Consider the following 25,180-nt stretch of genomic DNA (forward strand, 5'->3'; position numbering starts at 1 on the left):
ACATCTGGTAAATAGCGTAACCCTTCCACCACCGTACGTAATGCCTAGTTTAGAGCACACTTGCAGTCCGGTACCTTTTAGTGCGTGGTCAAAAGTCTGTTTTTCGGCCTTTTGAACAACCTTTATTAGAGCCGTAAGCCAACAGTGATGATCTCGCATGAACCTGTCTGTATGTTCCATTCCTTGCTGGCAAATGATAATGTCGATGCCTCTTCTATGCTGTGAGAATGGAGCATTTTGCCCTCTTCCTCCAAGATGTTGCTCTTGTATGCCGTTTCGAATGGCTGTGGATTCGCCTGTGATGCAGCAAGATTTAACGTGGCAGAGTTGGTGGTCATATTGAACCAGCGTAGCATCACATCACCGGAATCCTCATTTACCTTGAGTGAAGAAAACGCCAATCCGTCTCCTTGCCATGCAAATGGTGTGTTACTAGGTGTCAGATAACCCGGGTGTACTTCGGTTTGTGCCAGCGTCCAAGGAACCTGGAACTGATAGGCCTCGATATATGCACCTGATGCTGCACCATTTCCATCATGCGGAATGATCTCGATCTGAAATGTATGTTCACCAAGGCATTGTGCTTCCGGTGTAGGGAACAAACCCCAGTCTCCGAGTTCGCCAACCGCACGAAGCAGCGTTACGGCAACCGTGTTACGTCCATCTTGAAGGACTTCATATTCATTCAGGCCCAGATTGGCAACGACCAATCCGACGTCTTGTTCACTTACATCTACAAAATTCTGTTGATGCTGTGTATTGCTTGGATTTTGCCACTCCGGTGCAGGCTTGTTATCACGTGTTGCAATTTCGAACATGGAATCCACATGATGAACAGCAGATACAAGATCCGTTGGGAAAAGAGCACGCACCCGATGATCCTTCGCCTGATTGTTGAAGGTTGTCTCCACCTGGACACCTTTTCCACTACGACTAAGCGATATCACTGTACGGATCTGAAGTGGAGTCATTTTCGCTGAACGCTGGGCTTTGCGATGTGGATAATAAATCAGTTCCCGCTGTTCCTGATCCAGCATCTCATCCGCAGACTCCGGTATTTCCCAATGATGGATCACTTCGAATGAGGCCAAGTATGATGTATTCTCAAGGACCCGAATCTCTGCCTGAAGCTCGCGTGTTGTTCGCGCCACTTCGTTCTCTGGCTGCTTGAACATGTATTCATTGCCGATATCGCCCACATTTTCGTACACGCCGAGCTCTTTAAAAGTCCGACCTGTTCGTTTATCTGTGAGTGTGAATGAACCATTGTCTGCAATCGTGACGATCATATGTTGATTTTCCATGCCACGTTCACCACGCAACAGCGTAGTCGTTTTCGACGGAGTACCACTCTTAGCATCATCCGCAACGTTGACCAACGCATAGGTTTTCAGGCCAAATGCGGCTACATGCTCTGTTTCAAAACGAATACGAACGCGCCGACAGCTATACGGCTGACGGAAGCGATCATCTGGCAGATCATAGCCAAATTGCAGACCCAGATCCTCCACCGTACATGGAATGTGATTACCATCTTCATCTACCAGTATGCGATCTGACAGGTCAACGGCTTTCATCTGTGCCGCCATTTCCTCCAATGTATATCCATCCCGGAAATACAACCGAGCCGCGTCCAGTTCCATCTGAACTACACCGCTGCGTTCCCACCCCGTTGTATTAAATACCACGACAGGCCGGGCACCTTCGCCGTAGCGCTCAAATATGGAGGTATCGACAGCTGTAGCAATCTGGCTGGTGCTCTCTTCAATCAGCGCCTCTGCCACATGACGGCTCTTATCAAACCGTGTCACCATCTCGCGATGCACCTCATCCACACTGCATCCACAGATGCTGTCATGCGGATGATTCTGCATCAGCGTTTTCCAGGCATATGTCAATTGATCATGTGGATAGGCATGTCCAAGCAGATAGGCGTAGGATGCCAAGGGTTCAGCCACTTTTTCCAGCATAGTCTGGCCTAGCTGGTTCATCTGTTTCAGATACACACGAGCCGAGGCCGTGTTCACCAGAGTTCCCAAGCCATCAGTACGCTGACTGCGCAGTTCACCTTTGACCGTGGACAACTCATGTTCAGACGATGCTCTCAAAGCTTCCAGATAATCTGGAAAGTTGGAGTGAATGAACTCGATATCGGGATATAATTGCTCAGCCATACGGATGGCTTCTGGCAGGTCTCGTTGAATCGGCTGGTGATCACATCCGTTCATGTACAACAACTCATTCGTTGATGCATATTTCTCAGCGTCTGCAAGCTTGGTTTCCCAGAACTTGCGGGCCGATTCCTCGTCTACCGGAACTTCATTTCCGTTGGAGTACCAGTTGGCAAACAATACACCAAGCACTTTTGATCCGTCTGGTCCTTCCCACATCAACTCCGAGAAGCTTGATTCATATCCGGCATCCGACACCGTATTATTAAATCCCGTAGGCTTCACACCACGACCAAAGAACACATTATCAATGCCTGATTGCTGCATCAGCTGCGGAGTCTGTCCGACCAATCCAAATGTATCGGGAAAATAACCAATTTTCGAAGGTGTGCCGTAACGTTTAGCGTCCTTATGTCCAACCTGCATGTTGCGCACATTGGCTTCTCCACTCGTCAGAAACGCATCCTGCAAAATGTACCATGGTCCAATCACAATCCGCCCATTGCGGATATGTTTCTCCAGTCGTTCCTTCTGCTCAGGGCGAACCTGAAGATAGTCTTCGATGATAATCGTTTGTCCATCTAAATAAAAGCTTTTGTAGTCCGATCCCTCATCAAGCTGATCCAACAGTGAATCGACAAGCTGAATGAGTCGCATATGATGCTTCTCATACGGCAAGTACCATTCCCGATCCCAGTGGGTATGCGAAATAATATGTGCTCTCTTTTTCTTAGTCATCGTGTTATCCCACCTCTTTCGTCTTGTTGTACAATCTCAACCTCATCCGGGCGATACACCGCAGTCAGCTTTCCGGAAGCATCCGTGGCAAACAGCACGGAACGATTTTTCTCCAATTGGAACGAGTACGATACACCTGTACGTTGATCTCTCACATGAACTTCATGGTTCAAGGCAAACTCCGATACAAATACATACAGATTTCCCTTTGGAAAACTCAGCTGCCGGCCGTAGATCCCAGCGATATCTCCGCCAGATATCCATTCCAACTCCTGTTCGATGCCCGAAATCTCAGTCGCATAACGATATAATTCAGCTAGTGGCTCGTCCCGTCCGTTTAACTCAAGCGGCAGTGGAGTCCAGATTAATTTCCCTTTGCCCAAAGGCAGAACGTGTACTTCATCTGCTGTACCATTATCCCCATGAAGCAACGTCTCCTTTGTCACCTCGGCGATACGACGCCGTCCATAGGTCACCCGGTGATTCACGCCATTAATATTCAGCAGTTCTTCCCGCTGTACGTTACCCAGACTGCGTTTGCCTACAATATGATCTGCACGGTCAGTTGCCTTCCAGTACGCATCCAGCCCCAGTGGTCCAGTGATGAGCAGGCTCGCGCCTTCTTTCTCTGCAAACGTGAGCAATTGTTGAAGTGCATCGCTGTCCATATTGTGTGGACTCGGCACGATAATCAGCTTCGGTGGCTGCTGCTCCAGCGCTTCCAGATGATATTCGGATAATGCACGGAATGGCAATTTCAGATCATAGGACATCACACGAGTAAGCTTTGTTGTGGCATCATAGGCCAGGGCACGGTTGGAGAAGTCATTGGAATACGGGAACACCACTGCAATATCCTCAAGCTCGCGGTCTTCAAAGAGATCACGAATGCCATGCATAAATCGGCCAAAATCATAAGACACATCCGCCTCTGGCTTCTCCGTACCATCTGCACGAAGGGCTCCGATATGAGACTCATTGGCATTATCCATATAGAAGTTGGTGTTCCAGATCCATTGCACCGCTCCTGCGCCGCCTGTCGAGAACGCATAGGCGTACTTGCGTTCGAGAATGCCACGAAGCTCTTCTTCCGTACGTTTGGCTCGTCCATCCGGGGTTTCCACATACATGATGCCCGTCTCCTGAATGAGATTTGGCTTATGTGGCGTTTTAGCGAAAATGCCATCCCAGATCAGATCATCGTTTAACCACCAGGAATGCACCGTTGTATAGTCCACTTCACGTTCATAGAAGAATGGTGAAGGACGCTGCGCACCAAGGGCTTCGTCCTGTCCCACGGTGACCAGATGATTCGGCACCAGATCCTTGATCGTACCTACAAGCTCTCTTGCCCAAACATTGTGCATTTCCATGGAGAAAAGACAATAATCAAGCCAGCGTGTTCCTTTTTTGGCCTTGTGCATGTCCTGTACATCAAAATTAATCTCTTCCGCCTCCGGGATCACCGCGGCTGCAAAGTTGGGGAGCTGCTTCGGCGACATGTTCCATGCCTCCTGCAACGCTTCAATCGTCTCATGACGTTGCTGAAGCCACTCGACAAAAGCCTGCTGTTCATACGAATCCCTCGCCGAGCGTGGGCCAGCTGAGAAGATACGTACTGGATCGAACATCGATGGCTCGTTAATCAGATCCCAGTCCACATGCGTTGTGTGCGTGTGACGACTTACGATGCTGCGGATAAAACGTTTCTGAGCCTCGACACTCTGCGGGTCCAAATACGGATTCGTGCCTTCCCATGTCTCCGGTGTAAAGGAGAAGAAAGTGAACGTAACCTGTAAGCCGTGGCGTTTCGCCGTTAAAATAAATGCATCAATGGCACGAAGCACATCCTCTGCCATATGTCCGTCCACCTGCATCATGTTGCGATAGGCGGTCCAGATTCCCGTCCGAATCCAGTTGATGCCGGCTTTTGCCATCTGAGCCATGTCTCGGTCCCAGACATCCGCATTTGGCAAAAACAGAAATTTCCGTGCCACATCGGAGGTCATGTAGGTCATGCCCACAACAGGCAGAGGACGTCCGTCTTTTACAAAATAATCTCTGCTACGGCTAATCACTTCTCCTTCTGCCAGCAGTGCTGCATCTTGTCCCCAGAAGCCTTGACGCAAGGTCCGAACTTCCCCGTCAGGTGCCTGCGCGTGGCATATGATCCGATACAGCCCACTTTCAATGGAAACCGGGAGAAGTATGCGTTCGAAACACTGCTCACCGGAAAGTTCCATCTCCAATCGATGGCTCCATACCTTCTCTCTCATGCCACTTGTGCGATCCTCATGCTCGACCGTAATGTCAAACGTCCACAGCTCGGACTCGGTAAGTCTATTGCCTGCACGCTGTAAAATCTGGCCTTGCAGTGTGAGAACAGCCCGCTCATCTGGTTCGTACGAAGCATAATTTGTTTTCAGGGATAACTCGGTTACACCTTGCGCACAGAATTGCGCCCACTTCACAATCTCGTCAGCTCCATCCTGCGTCCAGAATGAGGTGGTCAGCGGCAGATGCACAAACATCCAGCGTGAACCAACGAAAGTCCCGCGGGAATTCTCCCACAGAACGACCGGAGCGGCGACACTGCGTCCATCCTTACTCATGCCACGAAGTAATGGGTAAATCTGAGTACTCATCGGGCCGGATGAACCCATCTGATGAGGCAGATCACTTGTTTTGGTTGTATGTGGAACCAGATTCCATGTATCTGCCTTCTCAAACAGTCCTTCTTTCCCAGTGAGAAGCGGGATCTGTTCGGATGACGTGTACGATTGCACATTGGCAGAAGATACGTTCAGTGCCTCATGAATATAGAGTTCCTGGTGATATGCGGTCTGCTCCGACTCTACGACCCATGCCCCATTCTCATATCGAACCGGACGTTTAAAGGGCGCACCACCAACACTGATCAGGCTTCCGCCCTGATGCAAGTAAGCTGCAATCTCCGTCCAGGCGGATTTTGGGAAATAGGGTGCATGCAGATTCACCAGACATCCTTCACCTGCTGTAGTCTTCAAAGTCTCTGCGAGTTCTTCGGCGTTTACAACGGTGATCTCTTCTACTGCTTTCCATGTATTCAGAGCCTGCTCAGTTGGAAAAGTACCATCCAATGGAAACGTAGAGTCAGCGAGGATAATCAGCTTTTTATCATTAGGTTGGATACTCATAACAGGCCATCCTTCATGGATTTATAGACCAACTGGGAGAACAGGCTGTTGGACCATGCAAACCATTTTCGTGTAAAAATCGTCGGATCATCAGCGTGGAAGCCTTCATGCATATAACCTGTATCTGCATCTGTCGCTTCAAGCATGCGAATAATCTCCAGTTTCTCCTCGGCAGACTGCGCAGTCAGTCCCTGCATGGACAAGCCCATATGCCAGATATAATCTGGTGGTGTGTGCGGGCTTCCGATCCCTTTGGCAACCTTGCCTTCATAATAGAATGGGTTCTCTTTGCTCAGAGCGAAGCGGCGGGTATTCTGGTAGATTGGATCATCCGCTGTGACGTAACCCAGATATGGAATGGACATCAATCCTGGTGTACCGGCATCGTCCATGAGACAGTGGTTGCCATAACCGTCCGTCTCGTATGCATAGATCGGTCCAAATTCCGGATGACGATAAATCCCGTACAACTGAATGCCGTGATCCACGTCCTGCTCCAGATCCTTCAATTCCTGCAAAAGTTCCATATCCCGGAACACCCACTCGGCAAACTCCTGCATTTGGCGCAGAGCTACAACCGCGAACATGTTGCCAGGGATATTGTAGTGGAAATCACACGCATCATCACTGGAACGGAAACCGGACCAGATCATACCCGTGTAATTGACTGGCATACCCTTTCCGTGATTGCGCAGGGAATCTGTTGGGATACCGTTATTGCGAGTGAAGCGATATGGAGATTGTTCCATGTGATGCTGTTCGACTTTGAACAGGTCAACGATTTTACGCATCGCTGCTTTGAAGCTTGAATCGAAAATGTCAGTTAGCTCGGTTTCCTTCCAATATAAATAGGCCAGGCGCACAACGAAACATAATGAATCAATCTCAAATTTGCGTTCCCACACCCAAGGTGACATCTCGGTCTCGTCCGTGGTGTTCCAGTGCCAGTCGTTGGCCGTCTCATTGAAGGCATTGGCATACGGATCGATGTGAACATATTGGATATGACGTTTGATCAGCCCGCCAATAATGCGTTGCAGGTCCTCGTCTTCTTTTGCAAACGGAATGTAATGTACTACCTGCTCCACGGAATCACGCAGCCAGGAAGCCGGAATATCTCCCGTGATAACAAAAGTGGTACCGTCCTCCATCAACTTGGTTGTTGTTTCGATAGTATTGGGGAAGCAGTTTTTGAATAATTGAAGCAGCTTCGGTCGGTGAGCCAGCTTCTGTTCCGCTTCTTCGAGCACGGCCTGAATGGATTGTGGCAAAGCAACAGGCGGCATGGGTATTTTGGGTAATCTGAACTGTTCCATGGATGAGTGCAACTCCTTAAACAAATTGAATGGTGTAGCTATACAGGATGAAACAAAAAATTTACACGGGACCACTGCGCGGTCAGAAATATCCTCCGATCGCTGTTATCCCCAGATTTTTTTGATTCCCTTTTCTAGAGGGTAAAATCTGGGGATAAAGGCGAACGCTTCGCTTCTTCGAATTCTTTCTGTCCTCTCCGTTATCGTGTAAATTTTTAGTTGAACATGTATAGCTCAAAAATATTTCAAAAAGGTTTACCGCAGTAGCACGGTTTGTATTTCATAAGGTTTAAAAGATAGTGTAATCTGGCCATTGGTATGGGCCAGTGGTTGAACCGGTTCTTCGAGTGCGTTGGAGTGATGGGCTTGCTCAAAGGCATGTGGCCATTGCAATGTGATGTCTTCGCGTTTGCCTGAGGATTCATAGAAACGCAGCACGGTGCCTTGTCCATCCTCTGCCATTTTGACGGTATCCAGAATAACATGGTTACTATTAAAGTTAATCCAGGAGCCTGTTGCTGGACGTACAGGTGCCGCAATTGCAGTTGCATCTGCAATTGGATCAACTCCAGTCCCTGTGCTTTGCTGTACTTCTTCCCTCTGCTGTACCTGCTCTATCTGTTGCTCTTGTTGTATCTGACCCTTTTGGTTCACCTGCTGTACCGTCACCTCATGATTCAGCTCAGCTGCCTGACGTACGGTGTGTGCAGTTCTCCAGTCTCCGTCGTGCGGATATAGGGAATACGTGAATTCATGTTCTCCCAGATCGGCTGTGCGATCCGGCCATTTGGGTGCACGCAGTAGGGACAAACGAATAGTGCTTCCCTGCACGTCGTACCCGTACTTGCAGTCATTGAGGAGGCTCACGCCGTATCCATATTCGGACACATCTGCGAAGCGATGTCCACAGACTTCATACTGCGCTTGTTCCCAGCTTGTGTTGCGATGTGTTGGACGTTCCAGTGCGCCAAATGGAATTTCAAATGTGGCCTTGGAGGTCACCACATCAATCGGGAAGCCAACTTTCAGAAGTTTGTGATTTTCGTTCCAGTTCACCTGTGTTTGAAAATCAATTCGCCGTGAGTCATGATAAAAGACGATATCTTGTGTGATTTCCGATTGATGGAGATTCCAGCGGAAACGCAGGATATCCTTCGTTGTACCCGCCAGCACCAGCTTTTTCTCCAACAGTTCCACTTCGCCAGCAATCTGTTCCTCATAACGACTGTCGATATCCCATGCATCCCATAGGGTTGGACGATCGTGGAAGAAGTGAAGCTGATTGCCTCGTTCACCCGGCTTCAACATCTCACGCTCCGCGGTCTTATCCCACAGACGGGTGATCTCCCCACGTTCATTGAATTGCACATGATAAAAGGCGGTATCCCATGTATCATTAAAGGTTGGTTGTGCGGCAAGGGTCGTCATTTCCCGTACATTCGTTTCCCTTGTATTTTCCGGTACCAGCCAAATCGTCTTATATCCAAACGCCGGAATGTCTGTCACGAGAATAGACATGCTGCCATCCTCCCGATCCATCCGCAAGCGCTGACCTTCTTCATCGATGCCGTAGCGATCCAAGCTATCCTGCACAGCCAATTGAACAACTGCACTCCGTTTCCAGCCCAGGCTGTTGAATACAACATAGGCTAATGAACCTTCCGGTCCCTCTGTGTTGATACCCGTAGTCAATGCTGCAATGCCTTGATCCAGTCCGGTTCTGCCCAATTCAAATACCTGTACATATTCTTCATTCGAAGTGACGTAGGATTCCGTAATCGCCGATCCCGGAATAATATCGTGGAATTGATTCAGCAAAATTAATTTCCAGCCGTCATGCAGATTTGAACGCACTTCAGCTTCTGCATCTGCCTCCATATCTGGAAGAGCAAGTGTATTCCACAGCTCGGCTTCACGATACAGAACCTCCGCTTTCCGATTGTTACGCTTATTGCGCGCATGGGTCGTGTAGGTTCCCCGATGTAACTCCAGATACAGATCCCCATGCCACTTCGGCAGTACAGGTTGCTCCTTTTCAATCCCGGCAAAGAAAGCTCCAGCTGTGCTATATCGGCTCGCAGGCTGTCCAACCATCAGGTCTGCGCGATTCACATACTCCAGCATCTCGCGTGTTACGCCACCGCCGCCATCTCCGTGTCCGTATAGAAGCATATGCTCCGGATGAGCCGCTTTCTCACGGTAGGACTGCCAGTGATCATGAATGTCCTTCGGCAACGTATGCTCGTTAACACCATGATTGAGGTAAGACAGGATCGGTGTGCCGTCAATGCCCACCCAGTGGAAGAGATCGTATGGAAACACATTTGTGTCGTTCCATCCGAGCTTTGTTGTCATGAAATATTCCACATTGCCATGCTTCAAAATCTGTGGCAGGGAGGCACAATACCCGAATGTATCCGGCAGCCATTCAATCTGTGATGTCTTGCCAAACTCCTCCATATAGAAACGCTGACCATACAACATCTGGCGAATGAGGGACTCCCCGCTCGGGATGTTCAGATCCGGCTCAACCCACATGCCGCCCACCAGTTCCCAGCGGCCTTCTACAATCCGCTGCTTCACCCGCGCGTACAGCTCGGGATCATGCTTCTTCAGAAACGCATATAGTAAGGGTTGGCTCTGGGAATAAACATAGTCCGGATATTCATTCATGAGTGCATCTACAGTGGAGAAGGTACGGCTCGTTTTGCGTACCGTCTCACGTACAGGCCACAGCCAGGCAATATCAATATGGGACTGTCCCACCATATGCTCCAGACCTTCCGCGTTTCCGCCAATCTCACGCACATGATGCTTCAGATTATTCTCAATCTGACAAATACCCTCTCCCTGCTCAATCTCTTCTGCTGACATGCCTACAAATTGATCCATCGCACGATATACCAGTTCTAACAGGCGAACCCGCCGAAAGTCACTTTCCGGTAACAACACAGCCGAATCACGCACAATAATGACGGTATACATCAGACTACGAACCGCTTCATTGGGTCTCACCAGCAGGCTCGTAATTGATGTGATCGGTGGCTGAATAACCGCCTGTTGATTCAACGGGTCTATAGGTTCAGGTACCGGATCAAACATCTCGATCTCCAGTTCGGGATTGGTTCCAACTTTGGATGGATCAAGCGTGACGTAGGTATGATTGCGGTCCAGACCCTGATAAGAGTGCCCATTTACCCGAAGCAAGCCTTCTCCGCCTGTCTCAAATACAAGCCCATAAGTTGCTTGCTGCCATGTAGCAGGGATCTCCAAACGTGTTCTGAAAAAATAAGTCGTTCCCTGTTTGCTCGGAAAACGCTCAAAATCTTTCCCTTCGGGGTACTCACCCTGATCCTCATACTGTCCTGGCACATTATAATAAGCGCGGGTAATATCCCAGCTGCGCAGCTGTAATTGCTCCAGCCACTGATGTTCGGACAACTCGCGAATAAATCGTCTGATACGTTCCAACGTCTTACGCCTCCCTTACGGTCAGTTCGGCTATTTGCGTATCGTTAACGCTGCTGCCGATATGAATATGGAATTGTCCCGGTTCAACGACAGGCTTCAAATCACGACCAATATACTGCAGTTGCTCGGCTCCGATTCGGAATTCCACGGTCTGTGTCTCTCCTGGCTCCAGGTTCACTTTTGCAAACCCCTTCAGTTCCTTGGCCGGACGAGTTAGTGAGCTGACCACGTCAGAGATATACATCTGTACAACTTCTGCACCTGCATAACGGCCGGTGTTGGTCACATTCACCGATACCTTAACTGAATCATCAGTTGTCATGGACGAAGAACTCAGCTTCGGTTCGCTGTACTCATATGTGGTATAACTCAGTCCGTATCCAAATGCATAACGTGGCTCCAAATCCTCTTCCAAATACCTTTTGCCTCGGGACCGTTTGCCGTTATAATAGATCGGTAACTGACCGACATGCTTCGGAATGGAGATCGTCAATTTACCCGATGGATTCACATCACCGAATAAAATATCTGCAATGGCATGCCCGCCCTCTTGGCCCGGATACCACGCCTCCAGAATTGCATCGGCATGTTCATCCACCCAAGGTTCAGTGATGGGACGACCATTAATGTAAACAACGACAAGTTTTTTGCCGAGCTTGTGAATCTCCTGAATGAGTTCCAACTGTACTCCGGCAAGACCCAACGTCATCCGGTCGATCCCTTCGCCACACTCCATATCATTCCAGGAGTTATCGGACACATTGGAAGCTCCCGTTTTCAGATCGATCGTTCCTTCTCCAAAGTCACGTGCACTGGAGCCACCAACCACCATAATGACTGTATCTGCCTGGCTGGCAACTTCAAGGGCACGCTCGAATCCTTCTTTCGAATCACCTTTGATCCGGCAGCCTGGTGCATAAAGAACCTGATCTGTACTGCTGTCACCAGTCAAAGCACCAACAGAACTCTTCTCCGTTTGCCCATCCACATGATTAGCCAGCTTACTGCGAATCCCATCCAGTACCGTTGCCACTTTCGACTTCGGTTGCGGAGATGTGTAATCGCCCAGTTGATTGTAAGCCTGGTCTGCATTAGGACCAATCACGGCAATCTGGCCCACATCTGCTATCGATAGAGGTAGCGTGTCAGCCTCATTTTTGAGAAGTACAACACCTTCCGCTGCCAACTGGCGTGCCAGCTCAACATGAGTTTCACTGCCAATCACTTCTGCTGCACGATCTGCATCCACATAAGGCTGTTCGAATAAGCCCAGTCTGAACTTCAACGCCAGCACGCGAGAAGCAGCCTGATCCAGAACCTGCACATCAAGCTTGCCTTCTGCCACCGCCTGCACCAGATATTGCCCAAACATCTCACCGGACATCTCCATATCGATGCCTGCCTCAATCGCCTGTACGGAAGCTTCCATTCCATCTGCCGCGACATCATGCCCACTTGCCAGCATGTTGATCGCACCACAATCCGTAATGACCAGACCGTCAAAGCCCCAATCCTTACGCAAAACATCTTCCAGCAATTCCGTATTCACGGTGCAAGGCGTGCCATCAATTTCGTTGTACGCTGGCATGATCGACGCAGCGCCAGCTTCCACCGCTTTGCGGAATGGATAGAGATCCACTTCCAGCAGTTCGCGCCAGCCCATATGTACAGGCCCTGCATTACGTCCACCTTCCGAGCTGCCATAACCAACAAAATGTTTCAGCGTTGCCGCTACTGTATCTCCACGGTCAAGACTTCCACCCTGAAGTCCTTCTACCGAAGCAACTGCCAGTTCTCCAATGAGAAACGGATCTTCACCAAAACATTCCTCCGTACGTCCCCAGCGCGGATCACGCACAACATCCAGTACCGGAGAATAGGTGACCGCGCCACCTTGGGCACGTGTCTCTCGTGCTACTGCCTGGCACATCTCCCGATACAAATCCACATTCCAGGTGCTCCCCAATAAAAGAGGAACTGGATAGACCGTTCCGTCAATAGCCATATGACCATGCGAGCACTCTTCCCCGATCAGAATGGGAATCCCCAGTCTGGAATGTTCTATTGCATAACGTTGAATCAGATTGACCGCCTCAGCGCCTTCTCTGGCGGATAGTCCATTTTCCAGCGTAACGCCCGTCCACGGATCTGCGCGAAGTGCACCATAGAGGGAGCCGACGCCCCCATTTTCCACTTGCTGTTTAAAGGATTCGTTTAACGTGATGTTCCCTTGATCATTCGTATAGGTCTGCCAGCCAAATGGCTGCGTAAGTTGACCTACCTTTTCTTCCGTAGTCATCAGGCTAAGCAGGTGTTGTACCCGTTCCTCTACGGATTTGCTTTGGTCCTTATAAGTCATCAATCTGCATCTCTCCAATTCTATAACGTGATCCGGTTATTCTTTGACCGCGCCCACCGTCAGACCCTGTACGAAATAACGCTGGAAGAACGGATAAGCGAATATAATCGGCAACGTAGCAAGCACAACCATCGCCATTCGGGACGTATCCTGCGGAATGGACTGCATGGCTGCCAGACTCATCGAACTGTTAGCAGAGTTCTGCTGGATAAATTGGATACTCGACTCAATCCGCATTAACATAGATTGCAGTGGTACCAGATTCGGATTATCGATGTATAACAGCGCATTGAACCAATCATTCCAGTAACCGAGTGTACTGAACAACCCGATGGTTGCCAGTCCCGGCAAGGAAAGTGGAACCACGATTTTCATAAAGGTATAGAACTCACCAGCGCCATCAATTTTCGCCGATTCAATGACTGCATCCGGTACACTAGTCGAGTAGAATGTACGCAGAATCATAATATAGAAGGCATTCATCGCCAGCGGCAGAATCAGTGCCCATAACGTATCTTTCAATCCAAGCAGCTGGGATACGACCATATAGGTTGGAATCATCCCGCCGTTGAACAGCATGGTCAGAATTGCAAAGATGGAGAAAAATCTCCGATACCTGAAGCTCTTGCGGGAGATCGCATACGCATACAGCGACATGAGAATCAGACTGATGATGGTACCAAGTACCGTCACCAGAATGGTAACTCCATACGCCCGCAGCAGCGTGTCCCCACTCTGCCAGACAAACTGATATGCCGCGAGACTCCATTCTGCCGGAATCAGACGATACCCATCACGGGCCAGTGCTTTCTCGTCTGTAAACGAGATGATAACTACAAATATAAAAGGAAATACACAGATCAGAGCAAATAGACCGGCGATGATGTTCATGATCACGTTCCATCCGTTGGATACGTGGTGGAAGTCGCGTTTTTTAACGAGCCTTGCTTGAGCCATAGTGGTTCACTCCTTTCCCTGTCCTAGAATAGGCTACTGTCTTTATCTACTTTGCGAACAACATAATTGGAGATAATAACAAGCACAAAGCCCACCACGGATTGATACAATCCCGCTGCTGTACTCATGCCGATCTCACCACTAGTTTTTAAACCTCGATATACATACGTATCAATAACATTGGTCACGGAGTATAACGTTCCCGAATCCCTTGGGACTTGATAGAACAGTCCAAAGTCGGCATAGAAAATGCGGCCTACTGCCAGCAAGGTCATAATCGTGATGATGGGTGACAGCAACGGAATCGTAATATTACGAATCTGCTGCCATTTGCTTGCTCCATCAATCATGGCTGCTTCATAGAGTGATTTATCAATCCCCAGTATGGAAGCCAGATAGACAACGCTGCTATACCCGATGGTTTTCCATAACGCTACGAATACCAGAATATACGGCCAATATTTTGCCTCAGAGTACCACTGAATCGGTTCCATCCCAAACCAGCCGATAATCTGATTCAACATCCCGCGGTCCATGCTCAAGAAGCTGAAAGCGAAGTAACCAACGATAACCCAGGATAGAAAATACGGCAGAAACATGCCGGTTTGATACAGTTTGGCGAGTCGTTTATTCACTAGTTCCGAGAGCAGGATTGCCAATGCCACAGCAAATACCAGTCCCAGGAAGATAATGGCGATGTTATAAAAGAGGGTGTTGCGTGTAATGAGCCATGCGTCACTTGTGCTGAACAGGAATTTGAAATTGTCCCAACCAACCCATTCACTCTTCATCAGACTTGCCCAGAACCCTTCACGGCTGAATCGATATTCTTTGAAAGCAGCCACTGTGCCCACAAGTGGCAAGTAGGAGAAGAAGAAGAACCAGATGGCGCCTGGCAGCACCATGAGCAGCATGACTCGGTTTCTAATCAGGTTTTTCAAAAATGTAGTCATTGTGGATATCCTCCTTCAGGCTTGAATGAAAAAGGACCGGACGCGATAAGCAGCCGCCCGATCCTTACGATGTACTGTTACTTGTTTTCCGCTCTCCAGGCATCCAGCTGGCTTTGGGCTTCAGCCATTACTTTCTCCAGTCCGGCTTGATTGAACTTCTCAATCACTTGATCCAGATTGGCTGCCGGGTCCAGTGTACCTGTCATCAGTGCTGCCCAATATTGCTCTTTCACGTTCTGTACCGCTGTCAGTTCGGACGATACATTGCTTGCATCAAAGTTAAAGCTGAGGATCGGGGAATTGACACCTTCAGCGTTAAACTTCTTGAACTCATCCCATTTGTTATCCGGGTCATTGCTGTTCAGATAGAGCAGCATGTTGTTCCCAAGGGAGTATGAAGGCATATCGTAGTTTTTCGATTCAGGCAGATTTTCCATATGTGTGTCATCCACTTTTTTGTAGTGTGTGCCCTCAATACCGGAGTCCACCATATTACGCAGCACAGGATCTGTATTGAGCAGGTTCAGGAATTCCATCGCTTTCTCCGGATATTCCGAGTTCGCCGAGATGGCCATGATGGAACCTTGTACAGATGTATTTGTTATAATTGCTTCACTTGCAGGTGTGGAAACGACTTGATAACCGTAACTTGCAGACCATTGATTGTCCGCGAGCGGCTGAGTCTGTGCACGATCCAGGAACCAGTTACCCGATGTTGTCAGGTCGTTCGTGGAACCTGTTGTTGCCGCTTCTGCCGATACATAACCAGCCTTGTAGTATTTGTGCATCGTGGTAAGTGCTTCTTTCATTTCAGGTGTTTCCAGTATGTTTACAAGCTTATAGTCTGTTGTATCCAGTTTGATTGCCATTGGCAGATTCTGAATGACATAGTCATAAGGCACGTAAGGAACATAGTTTTTATCCATGGCAAATGGTGTTACACTCGCCTCGTTTTCCTTAATTGTTTTGAGCAGAGGCTCCAGACTGTCTAACGTACGAACGCCAGAGATGTCCAGCTTGTATTTATCAACCAGCATTTGGTTAAAGCGCCATACCTCTTGTTGTGGCAACTCTTTGTTGGCTGGAATTCCGTAATTGTGTCCATCTACCTTGGAACCGCTTAGGAATGCAGGATCGATGGTCTTGGTAAGATCCTGACCGTATTCAGCAAGCAGGTCATCCAGTTCAAGGAATGCACCTTTTCTAGCATTTTGTACATAATCGAATCCACCAGAAGAAGTGAACAGAATGTCCATTGGCTCACCGGATGCTACGTTAACCTGCATCTTCTGCGGGTAGTCACCCCAGTCAACCATCTTCATCGTTACCGTGGCATTAATTTTCTCTTTGGTATACTTGCTCACTTCTTCCATCACTTTATTGACGTCTTTCTGAGGGGTACCGATGGTATACCAGATCAACTCTACCGCGTCATCTCCAGCTCCCCCGGATTCTGAAGCATCTTTGCTTCCTCCACAGGCACTAAGAACAAGTGTAACGGCCATTAACAATGCAAGAACGAGTGAGAAGCGTTTTCTTTGTTTACTCATTTCTTTGATCCTCCCTTTTCGTGTTCCCTTAGGCTCTACTTACTAACTGCTTTAACCTTATCGAATGAAAGCATTTACAAAAAGAAGATAAACTTAAGTTTTCGAGGTACAAATTAAAGAGAAATCGTCCTTGGGCATCTATTTTGTACCTATTTAAATAAATCGCTTACATGAAAGAGACATGCCGGGTAACGTATGCCATGATTTTCATCCATGCCATTCCTGTTCCCGATATGTCTCTTGGCTCTCTGTCCGCATGGTTGGATCTACCCGTCACCGAATTAACCAAACACCTTGAAATCAGTCGGTGAAATCCCTACATATTTGCGGAACTGTTTATAGAAATACCCCGTCTCCCAATACCCTACATTTCGGGCGATCTCATGTACCTTCAGATTGGAATTACGTAGTTGCTCCTTCGCACGTTCAATCCGGTATTTGTTGATATATTCGGCAAATGTCTCCCCGGTCTCCTTATGGAACAATTGTCCCAAATACACCGGATGAAGATGATAATGGGCACCCAGCAGCTTCAGGGAAAGCTCTTCTGCGTAGTGTTTGTCGATATGCTGAAGCACCTGGTTCACAATCGGATTCTTCAGATCCTGCAATAGGGATTGGATCGTCTGCGACCCAACCTGCTGAAGTGCCCGCACGAGTTCATCAAAAGTGCCACTGTCCAGTACAAGTTGAAGCCCTTGTTGGTATATGGCAGACTCATCCGAGTGTTTGATGCTCTCCAGTTCCATTTTGAAGCGAATCACAACTTCCAATGCGGTATTCTGTAACTCCCCAGGTGTAAGCCCATCGCGATGCTGTTCAAAATCCATGCGAATCCGGTCGGCAAGTTGTTCTGTATTGCGGGATAGAATGAGTTTGGCATACTCCCTCCATTCAATGAAAAAGGTCGCCGTTGAATTTCCGCACCTTTCCAGCATGGCATGGTCGATGACTTTAAGGTCGGGATAAATCATCACATACTGGAGTGCTTTTTTGGCCTCCGCATAACTGGTCGGCGCATGGTATAACCCTTTCATCAATCTGCCTGCTCCAATGCGTGCCGCCGGATGGGTTAGGGTTATCGCATCAGATAATGCCTGAAGGCCATCCATTAGCTCCTGTTCCTCGTCACTCGTACCCTGAATATTGGCAATAATGACGATGTCTCCATCGATATCATGAAATACGTTCAAATGGCGTTTGTCTCTCAGCATTTCCTCAACGCGTTCAAACATGCCAGCTGTCTGCCCTTTGTCCCGCAAGACAGCCACAGCAACGTAAGGTGCATCTAGCGAAAGGTTCATAAACTGGGCACGTTCTTCAAATTCGGTAGCTGCAATCTGTCCCGTAAGCCATCGATGAAGAATGTTATCTTTTAGAATCTGGATACCATACGCATCATCGGCTTGAGGTGATAACGTATGATCCAGCTTGGACGCCGTGTTGCTCAGCGTGGATTCCAGTTCCTCCACATTAATCGGTTTGAGCAGATAGTTTTCGATCCCCAGCTGCATGCCTTCCTTCAGATATTCGAACTCATTAAAACCACTCAGGATAATGACCTTGATCTCAGGTTGCACTCGCCTTGCTTCCCGAATCAGGTCAAGACCATTCATGAGTGGCATGGATATATCCGTGATCAGAATGTCCACAGGCTGAGTGGAGAGCGCTTGTAACGCTGCCTGCCCATTACCTGCATGGCTCACAATTTCCATACCAAATGAAGACCAATCCACAATATCGTATAAACCTTCAATGATGAATGGCTCATCGTCCACAATAAACACCTTGTACATATTACACACCTGTCCCTTCTGTATGTGGATAACGCACCCTGATTCGTGTTCCTTCTCCGAGGGTGCTCTCTATGGTGATACCGAACTCTGGTCCATACAGGAAGCGCAATCGACTATGGACACTGCGCAGCCCGAACATCTGACCAGACTCTTCAGGACGTTCCAGTTCTTCAAGGATTTCCGACAGGCGTGCCGGATCAATGCCTTTGCCATTATCTTTCACTTCCACTTGCACCACATCATCTGTCTCTTCCACAACAATCGATAATCGGTTATCCGAACGTTCTGTCTGAATGCCGTGTACAACATAATTCTCAATGATAGGTTGCAGCGAAAGTTTGACCACAGGGTGCTGATAATAAGCAGCGTCGATCTGGATCGTGTATATAAAAATATCCTTGTAGCGGATTCGGAATAACTCCAGATACAATCGACAAGCTTCCATCTCATCCTTCAGCGTATAATTTTTCTTCTGCTGTACCAGGCTCTTGAACAATACGGATAGACTATAGATCATCTCGCCAACATCTCTCGCCCCTTGGGATATCGCCCTCATCCGAATCACTTCAAGCGTATTGTAGAGAAAATGAGGGTTGATGCGCGCCTGTAATGCGACCAGCTCGGTCTCCTTCTGTTTGATCTCGGCTTTGTAGACCCGTTCAATATACAGATTCAGCTCATCCAGCATGTCGTTGAAGCTATGTGAGATCTGCCCCAGTTCATCATCACGTGCGTCGTCGATGCGAGCCGTCAAGTTGCCATATTTCACTTTTTGCGTAAAGCGAATAATTCGACGGGTTCGTTTGGCAAAGTTAATAATGAAAAACGCCGGAACCAGCACGGCAAACAGAATACACACAATACTGATCGAGATGATGGTATTGCGAATGCCCGCATAGGTTTCAGCCATCTCTTCCACCGGAACGGTACCAATGACCACATAACCCTGATCCGCGGAGACAAACTTGTTCACGTACATGTTCTGCTCCTTTTTCATTGAATCCATATCCGTCTGATCAAACAGCGAATCGGCCACATTCACGTAGGGGTACTTCTTCCCGTAATAATGATTGTTGGAGTCAAATAACACTGTCCCCTTCGCCGATAACACCACGATTTCTCCCTTGAGATTACTCTCGTAGTTATCCAGCGCGTTACCGATTCCTTCTGAGTCAAAGAAAACAAGAAATTGGCCCAGATTCCGAAGAGTCTGTGTATTGTTAATTGGTACGCGGATAGAGTAGAGCGCAGGGTCCCATTGATTAATCTCTTTGCGAATCCAGTAGTTGGGTGCACTGATATTGGGCGTTTCCATCGCCATCACGTCCGGAATATAGGAATGAGCCACATTCGCGTCCAGCTTGCGGAACTGCTTGTGTTGATTGAAGGTAGACAGATCCTGCTGCTCGGCGCTATACAACATGAGTTGATTAATCTGCGAATTGCGATCCATAATGTTCTGAAAATGTTTCAATACATCGGCCGAATAGTCGTCCTGGTTGGCGTAATATCCATTGGTCATGTGCTGAACATATTCAGCGTACGAATGATTCATCAGGTAAGTAATGTTGGCGGAAAGCGCCTCATTCTGATGCATGTCCCTCACCATGTTTTGTACCGATTCATACTGCTGATGAATGTACCGATCCACATGTTCCATCGCCGCTTTCTGGATCGCCAGTTCCCGGCGAATCGTGGAGTCAGACACCGACAGGAAGATGATATAAGACAATGTAATGATCGTGACAATGGATATCATCGAGAAAATCAGGAGCATTTTCATAAACATATTATTTTTGAAGAAATTATTGTAAACGCTAACAATTTTCAATTCGCATGTTCCCTCCGATGCTGTTTTCCTGACTTGAATTATATCACCAGGCTTCTGACATTAACTTGTCACCTGGAACTTTTCTTTAGTTTATATCTGTGTTTCTTTAATTTCACCCTATTTAAAAACGCTTTCATCCACTATCGTTAACCATAAGTTTAGCTTTGTGTAAAAGAATACCTTACATTCATTCCACTTGAAGGAGGAACAGCATGACACGCAAACTCAAACCAAAAGGCCTCATTCCCAAGGTCACTGCCATGGTCCTGACCACGGCTCTGCTTGGACAAGTTGTTGCATCATCCGTTTATGCCGGAGACACGCTCCCTTACACCGGTGAAAGTGCCAAAGGGGTTAATCAGCCCTATCAACACGGATACACCTCGGCCCAGATTCTGAACTGGACACCCGAAAGTGATATCCATGGCGATTTACTTCGTGCCCATGTTCCCTTGCAGCCCCGTAATGAAGCCTTCGCCGCCACCCAAGCTTATCCCGAGCTTAGCCCGGACACCCAACTGTTCACAATGAGTGGTGATTACGGCAATGCATTTTTCGATAGCACACCTTATACCAATGAATTCAGCCAGTATCTATTTAATTATTGGCAATATACAGATTACTACAGCTATTGGCACGGCATGGCCTCTGCGGGAGTACCTGAGGAGCTGTACGATCCGAGTAAAGAGTGGACGGAGAAATACTTCGAGTTTGGCATTTTGAACATTCCGAATCCGGCCTACACCAATGCAGCCCACAAGAACGGCGTTAAGTCCATTGCTAACATCTTTTTCTCGGACAATGACCGTGGACCACAAACCTATAAACAAATGCTGATCCAGGATGAAAACGGTAACTTCCCTGTGGCCGAGAAACTGGCCGAGATGGCAGAATACTACAACTACGATGGATATTTCTTCAATCAGGAAGAGGTTGCCCGGGGTGTAGCCCCTGAGGATATCGCTTCCTACAAGAAATTCATGAAATATCTAAGAAATAAAGGCCTGTACGTTCAGTGGTATGATTCCACCATCAATACAACAGGCAAAATTCAATACCAGAACCAATTCAATGGGCTCAACAGCCCCTTTGTACAAGATTCCGTTCTCGGCAGAGTCTCGGATTCCATCTTCCTGAATTATGTATGGAACCACAAGATGCTCCGCGATTCCCGTGATCATGCCCTTAGTCTGGGACTGGATCCATTGGAAACCGTATTTGCTGGTGTCGAAGGTGGACATGACAAGTTCGGCCGCTGGAAGCAATCCTATGACCTGCGCCATAACCTGGATGAGAACGGTCAACCCATGAACAGCATCGCGACATTGGGTGCCGACTTCACCCACAACGCCCTGGATGAAGAGATGGGCGACGGCAGCACCAATCACAGAGCTGAGGATGAGTACCAGTGGATGACCTTTGTGCGCGATCGTGCGTGGTGGTCTGGTCCAAATCAAGATCCGACAGATGCACGTCGTAATGCGTCTGCCGATCTGTCGGATGTGTATGCTTCCGGTGCAAATTGGGATGGAATCGCTGCGTATCTGACCGAACGCTCCGTTATCAACGGCTCTAATTTTGCGACCAGCTTCAATACGGGCCACGGTCTGAAATATTATGAAGACGGCGCTGTCTCGAACGATAAAGAATGGTCGAACATCAACATTCAGGATATCCCTGTCACTTGGCAATGGTGGATGGATAGTAAAGGTGACAAGCTCAGTGTTGATTTTGACTATGGTCCCTCTTATGAGAAAGGCGCAAGGTACAACTATGACTCCATTGGCGCGTTTAATGGCGGCAGCTCTCTCGTGGTGAACGGCACACTGAACGCGGAGAACTTCCTGCGCCTGTACAAGACCGACCTGTCCGTCAACGGACAATCGAAACTGGAACTGACGTATAACAAACCGTCGACTAGTGACGCTTCCTCCCTGCATGTTGGGTTGATCTTCGAAGATGATCCATCCAACGTGGTCAACGTAAATGTGCCTAATGCAGGCCAGCATACAGAAGGCTGGAAGACAACTTCGCTGGATTTGAGTGCCTATCAAGGCAAAACCATTGCCGCTATGGGATTATCTTTTGACCCGAATGGCAAAGCAATTGAGAATTACCAGATGAACATTGGCGAGATCCGCATTTCCGACGGTTCAGCGGCTGTACCGGATGCACCGACCGGATTCCATATTGCCAAAGCACTGACCAACACCGACGAACTGGTTGTTGCATGGGACATGAAGGACTATTCAGAGGTCAAGCAATACAATTTATATGAAAATGGCGCCTATGTAGGCGGCGTGTATGATTCCACTTTTTATATCAAATCGCTAAAACAGCCGTCTGGTGAACTGTCTATACGTGCGGTGGGTGCAGATGGTACCGAGAGTGAAGCAACCGTCCTGCCTTACGATCTGAATGCAGCCGTTCAGAATATGGATGTGAAATTCAAAAAGAATGGCGATGCCATCGTAAGCTGGAAAAACCCGAAAAAAGCAAAAGATTCGGGCAAAGACAAAGATAAGAATACCGGTAAAGACAAGGATAAAAATAAAGACAAAGGTAAAGGCAATGAGTCTATTCAACTCACACTACAAGCCGAATACACAAAAGAACCTTTCACCAAGTCACTTCAGGTTAAAAAAGGAAAACAGTCTGCCGTCTTGACCGGACTTCCGACCAACGGTGAGCATTACGTGCTGAACATCGCCATTGGCGGGCAGAACCCGGTAACCCATACCGGACAGCTGGCAGATCTTCAGATTACACCATACGCCAAGGAAAAGGTCACGGTAAAAGATGGAAAGTACACATTAGCCCTCCCGGATCTGGAGGACTGGTATAAGATCTATGTATATGAAAATGGGGTGGCACGCGAGTTCGGAGTCACTTACGTATCGCAAAAATTCCCGTATATCATTCGGGGAAGAACAAAGCTGAGTGAACTGACCTTCACGCCATCATCCAGCAACAGCTCTTTGAAGCTGGTTATTGAGGATTATGCGGGCAATCAGGCCGCTACGATTTTGAGGTAACACTACAAGGTATTTTCGCGCCCGCCTGCATACCAGTTGAGATAAAAACGTACAGCCCTTCACTTCCGAAAGGAAGTTGAAGGGCTGTTCTTGTTGATCTAACAATAAATATTCTGCCCAACAGCTATTAAACAGCATTCCCGTTAGCATAGTCCTTCGGATGAAATTGAGGATAGATGCTTGCGCAACTGCTTTTTGTCTATTTTATCCACGGCTGTTCTCGGCAAAGTATCCACAATGAACAGTTGAGTCGGCCATTTGTACGGAGCAAGGTGTGGCTCACAAAACGCCCGCACCCGCGTCAGATCCAAACTGTCACCATCCCGTAACACTATGAAAGCGACGAGTTCCTCGCCTTCGTCAGGAAGAGAATGTCCGATTACGGCCGCCTCGCTCACCGACTGATGGCTCACAATAACATGCTCCACTTCGGCACAGAACACATTGGAACCGCCCACAATAACCATATCCTTCAAGCGATCAAACACATAAAGGTAACCTTCGGCATCCAGACAACCGACATCCCCAGTTCGAATCCAGCCATCGGGCATGGTCTCGGCAGTAACCTCCAACTGGCGCCAATACCCCAGCATGGTCTGTGCACCTCGAACAACGATTTCTCCAGCCTCGCCCGTAACTGTCTCACTTCCGTCCGTATCTAATATCCGAACTTCGAAGGCCTGCTCACCTTGGGCAGCCAAGTCAGCAGGACGACCTACGGATCGAAGGCGATGAGGATCGCCCATATGCTGAGCAGGAAAAAGGCGGCTTATGGACATTCCACATTCCGCTTGTGAGTAGTTGTTCACAATGATAACTTCAGGAAATTGCGATACGACCTCCTGTAGTGTATCCGGGGAAATAATGGATCCTCCGCATCCAATAAGTGACAGGCTCTTCAAGTTTCTACCTCCTACGGATGCCTCGCGGGTAAGATCACGAAGCAGTTGGCCTACTGTGCTGAGTTGTGTAATCTGATCACGTTCAATAGCTTCCATAATGCGGTGTACATCCGCCGGGTATTCGTCTAGAAATACAAGACAGCCTCCAGCAGCCATCGTCGCCCACAGCTGGAACTGACCCACCAGATGGGATAAGTTGAGCGCTAACACACGACGCTTGAGATCATGACCGAAGCCTGCAGAAGGCGTAAGTTGATTCCAAGCAGCCATACCACGATGCGAATGCATTACCCCTTTTGGCCGACCAGTTGTCCCGCCCGTATAAATCAGGACTGCCGTATCGTCTACACTTCGTTTGAAATGGTCTTTTGGAGAGAACGCAGGTTCCTGCTGTAAAAGAGCAGCGAGCGAACTGCTCTTCGTCCCTTCTTCGTCTGTCGTGAACAGTTTTGGACAATACCCAAGAAGCTTTACCGTGGCAATAGCTGCTTTAGCATGTTGGTTATCATGAATAACCATATGTGGTTCTGCATCCTGAAATATGGCAGCGAGTTCAGGTACTGTTAGCATAGGAGAAGGAACGAGTGGTATAGCGCCGATCCCAACTGCTGCATAAAACGCAACAACGAGCTGGGGATCTGGATCACCTAAAAGGGCAAAGCGATCACCGGCCCGGAGTCCTTCAACATACAGGGTATGACTGAGTCTTTCAACCAGACCGTAAAGCTCCCCATAACTCATAGTTTGCCCATGTCTCATTAACGCAGGTTCCTCAGGGTACAGACTTGCTGCAATTGGCAATCGTTCGGATAGAAGCAAGCAATTACCCCCAACATTTAAATTTCCATTTCTCCGTTAAGAAAACTATGGAATAAAAAGAGAGTAGCATATATCTGGAATAATAAGTAATCATTATCCCCTATTA

12 protein-coding genes are annotated in these 25,180 nt (G+C 48.2%); 1 reads left to right on the forward strand and 11 read right to left on the reverse strand.

Features of this window, described 5'->3' with window-relative positions; genetic code table 11:
* Positions 1-125: 125 nt before the first annotated feature.
* From AC4E8D_RS25545 to AC4E8D_RS25590, 10 genes are all read right to left on the reverse strand, one after another.
* Positions 126-2,909, reverse strand: coding sequence for an alpha-mannosidase (locus AC4E8D_RS25545; protein WP_221821006.1), 2,784 nt, complete (start codon positions 2,907-2,909; stop codon positions 126-128).
* A complete protein-coding gene (locus AC4E8D_RS25550) occupies positions 2,906-6,085 on the reverse strand; it encodes a beta-galactosidase (RefSeq protein ID WP_490205368.1) in 3,180 nt (1,059 codons plus the stop codon). Before AC4E8D_RS25550 ends, AC4E8D_RS25545 begins: the two co-directional genes overlap by 4 nt.
* The gene (locus AC4E8D_RS25555) at positions 6,082-7,401 is read right to left on the reverse strand and encodes a glycoside hydrolase family 125 protein (RefSeq protein WP_074096344.1); all 1,320 of its coding nucleotides are present in this window, start codon (positions 7,399-7,401) and stop codon (positions 6,082-6,084) included. The genes AC4E8D_RS25550 and AC4E8D_RS25555 overlap by 4 nt, the downstream gene beginning before the upstream one ends.
* Positions 7,402-7,656: 255 nt before the next feature.
* Complete coding sequence (locus AC4E8D_RS25560; protein WP_221821008.1) at positions 7,657-10,872, reverse strand: alpha-mannosidase; 3,216 nt, start codon at positions 10,870-10,872, stop codon at positions 7,657-7,659.
* A gap of 4 nt (positions 10,873-10,876) precedes the next feature.
* Positions 10,877-13,231, reverse strand: coding sequence for a glycoside hydrolase family 3 N-terminal domain-containing protein (locus tag AC4E8D_RS25565; protein ID WP_490206510.1), 2,355 nt, complete (start codon positions 13,229-13,231; stop codon positions 10,877-10,879).
* Positions 13,232-13,267: 36 nt separating this feature from the next.
* Positions 13,268-14,188: a carbohydrate ABC transporter permease gene (locus tag AC4E8D_RS25570; protein ID WP_221821009.1), complete on the reverse strand. Its 921-nt coding sequence runs from the start codon at positions 14,186-14,188 to the stop codon at positions 13,268-13,270.
* Between the two features lie 23 nt (positions 14,189-14,211).
* Positions 14,212-15,141: an ABC transporter permease gene (locus AC4E8D_RS25575; protein ID WP_036605780.1), complete on the reverse strand. Its 930-nt coding sequence runs from the start codon at positions 15,139-15,141 to the stop codon at positions 14,212-14,214.
* A 77-nt stretch (positions 15,142-15,218) separates the two neighbouring features.
* A complete protein-coding gene (locus AC4E8D_RS25580) occupies positions 15,219-16,691 on the reverse strand; it encodes an ABC transporter substrate-binding protein (protein ID WP_036605779.1) in 1,473 nt (490 codons plus the stop codon).
* 281 nt (positions 16,692-16,972) lie between these two features.
* Positions 16,973-18,487 carry a response regulator transcription factor gene (locus AC4E8D_RS25585; protein ID WP_221821010.1) on the reverse strand — a complete coding sequence of 505 codons (1,515 nt, stop codon included), beginning with the start codon at positions 18,485-18,487 and terminating at the stop codon, positions 16,973-16,975.
* 1 nt (position 18,488) lies between these two features.
* Positions 18,489-20,318 carry a sensor histidine kinase gene (locus tag AC4E8D_RS25590; protein WP_397376257.1) on the reverse strand — a complete coding sequence of 610 codons (1,830 nt, stop codon included), beginning with the start codon at positions 20,316-20,318 and terminating at the stop codon, positions 18,489-18,491.
* A gap of 212 nt (positions 20,319-20,530) precedes the next feature.
* On the opposite strand from AC4E8D_RS25590, the gene AC4E8D_RS25595 reads away from it, so the two are divergent.
* Positions 20,531-23,353, forward strand: a complete 2,823-nt coding sequence (locus AC4E8D_RS25595) for an endo-beta-N-acetylglucosaminidase (protein ID WP_221821012.1) — start codon at positions 20,531-20,533, stop codon at positions 23,351-23,353.
* 143 nt (positions 23,354-23,496) lie between these two features.
* Here the strand turns inward: AC4E8D_RS25595 and AC4E8D_RS25600 are convergent, their stop codons facing one another.
* A complete protein-coding gene (locus AC4E8D_RS25600) occupies positions 23,497-25,074 on the reverse strand; it encodes a class I adenylate-forming enzyme family protein (RefSeq protein ID WP_490205369.1) in 1,578 nt (525 codons plus the stop codon).
* Positions 25,075-25,180 lie beyond the last annotated feature (106 nt).

This window comes from Paenibacillus sp. SRL342 (assembly GCF_984798905.1).

What these genes read in the sequence shown, in the direction of transcription:
- AC4E8D_RS25545 (WP_221821006.1), bottom strand. Translation starts at nt 2,909, where the DNA reads ATGACTAAGAAAAAGAGAGCACATATTATTTCGCATACCCACTGGGAT.
- AC4E8D_RS25550 (WP_490205368.1), bottom strand. Translation starts at nt 6,085, where the DNA reads ATGAGTATCCAACCTAATGATAAAAAGCTGATTATCCTCGCTGACTCT.
- AC4E8D_RS25555 (WP_074096344.1), bottom strand. Translation starts at nt 7,401, where the DNA reads ATGGAACAGTTCAGATTACCCAAAATACCCATGCCGCCTGTTGCTTTG.
- AC4E8D_RS25565 (WP_490206510.1), bottom strand. Translation starts at nt 13,231, where the DNA reads ATGACTTATAAGGACCAAAGCAAATCCGTAGAGGAACGGGTACAACAC.
- AC4E8D_RS25570 (WP_221821009.1), bottom strand. Translation starts at nt 14,188, where the DNA reads ATGGCTCAAGCAAGGCTCGTTAAAAAACGCGACTTCCACCACGTATCC.
- AC4E8D_RS25575 (WP_036605780.1), bottom strand. Translation starts at nt 15,141, where the DNA reads ATGACTACATTTTTGAAAAACCTGATTAGAAACCGAGTCATGCTGCTC.
- AC4E8D_RS25580 (WP_036605779.1), bottom strand. Translation starts at nt 16,691, where the DNA reads ATGAGTAAACAAAGAAAACGCTTCTCACTCGTTCTTGCATTGTTAATG.
- AC4E8D_RS25585 (WP_221821010.1), bottom strand. Translation starts at nt 18,487, where the DNA reads ATGTACAAGGTGTTTATTGTGGACGATGAGCCATTCATCATTGAAGGT.
- AC4E8D_RS25595 (WP_221821012.1), top strand. Translation starts at nt 20,531, where the DNA reads ATGACACGCAAACTCAAACCAAAAGGCCTCATTCCCAAGGTCACTGCC.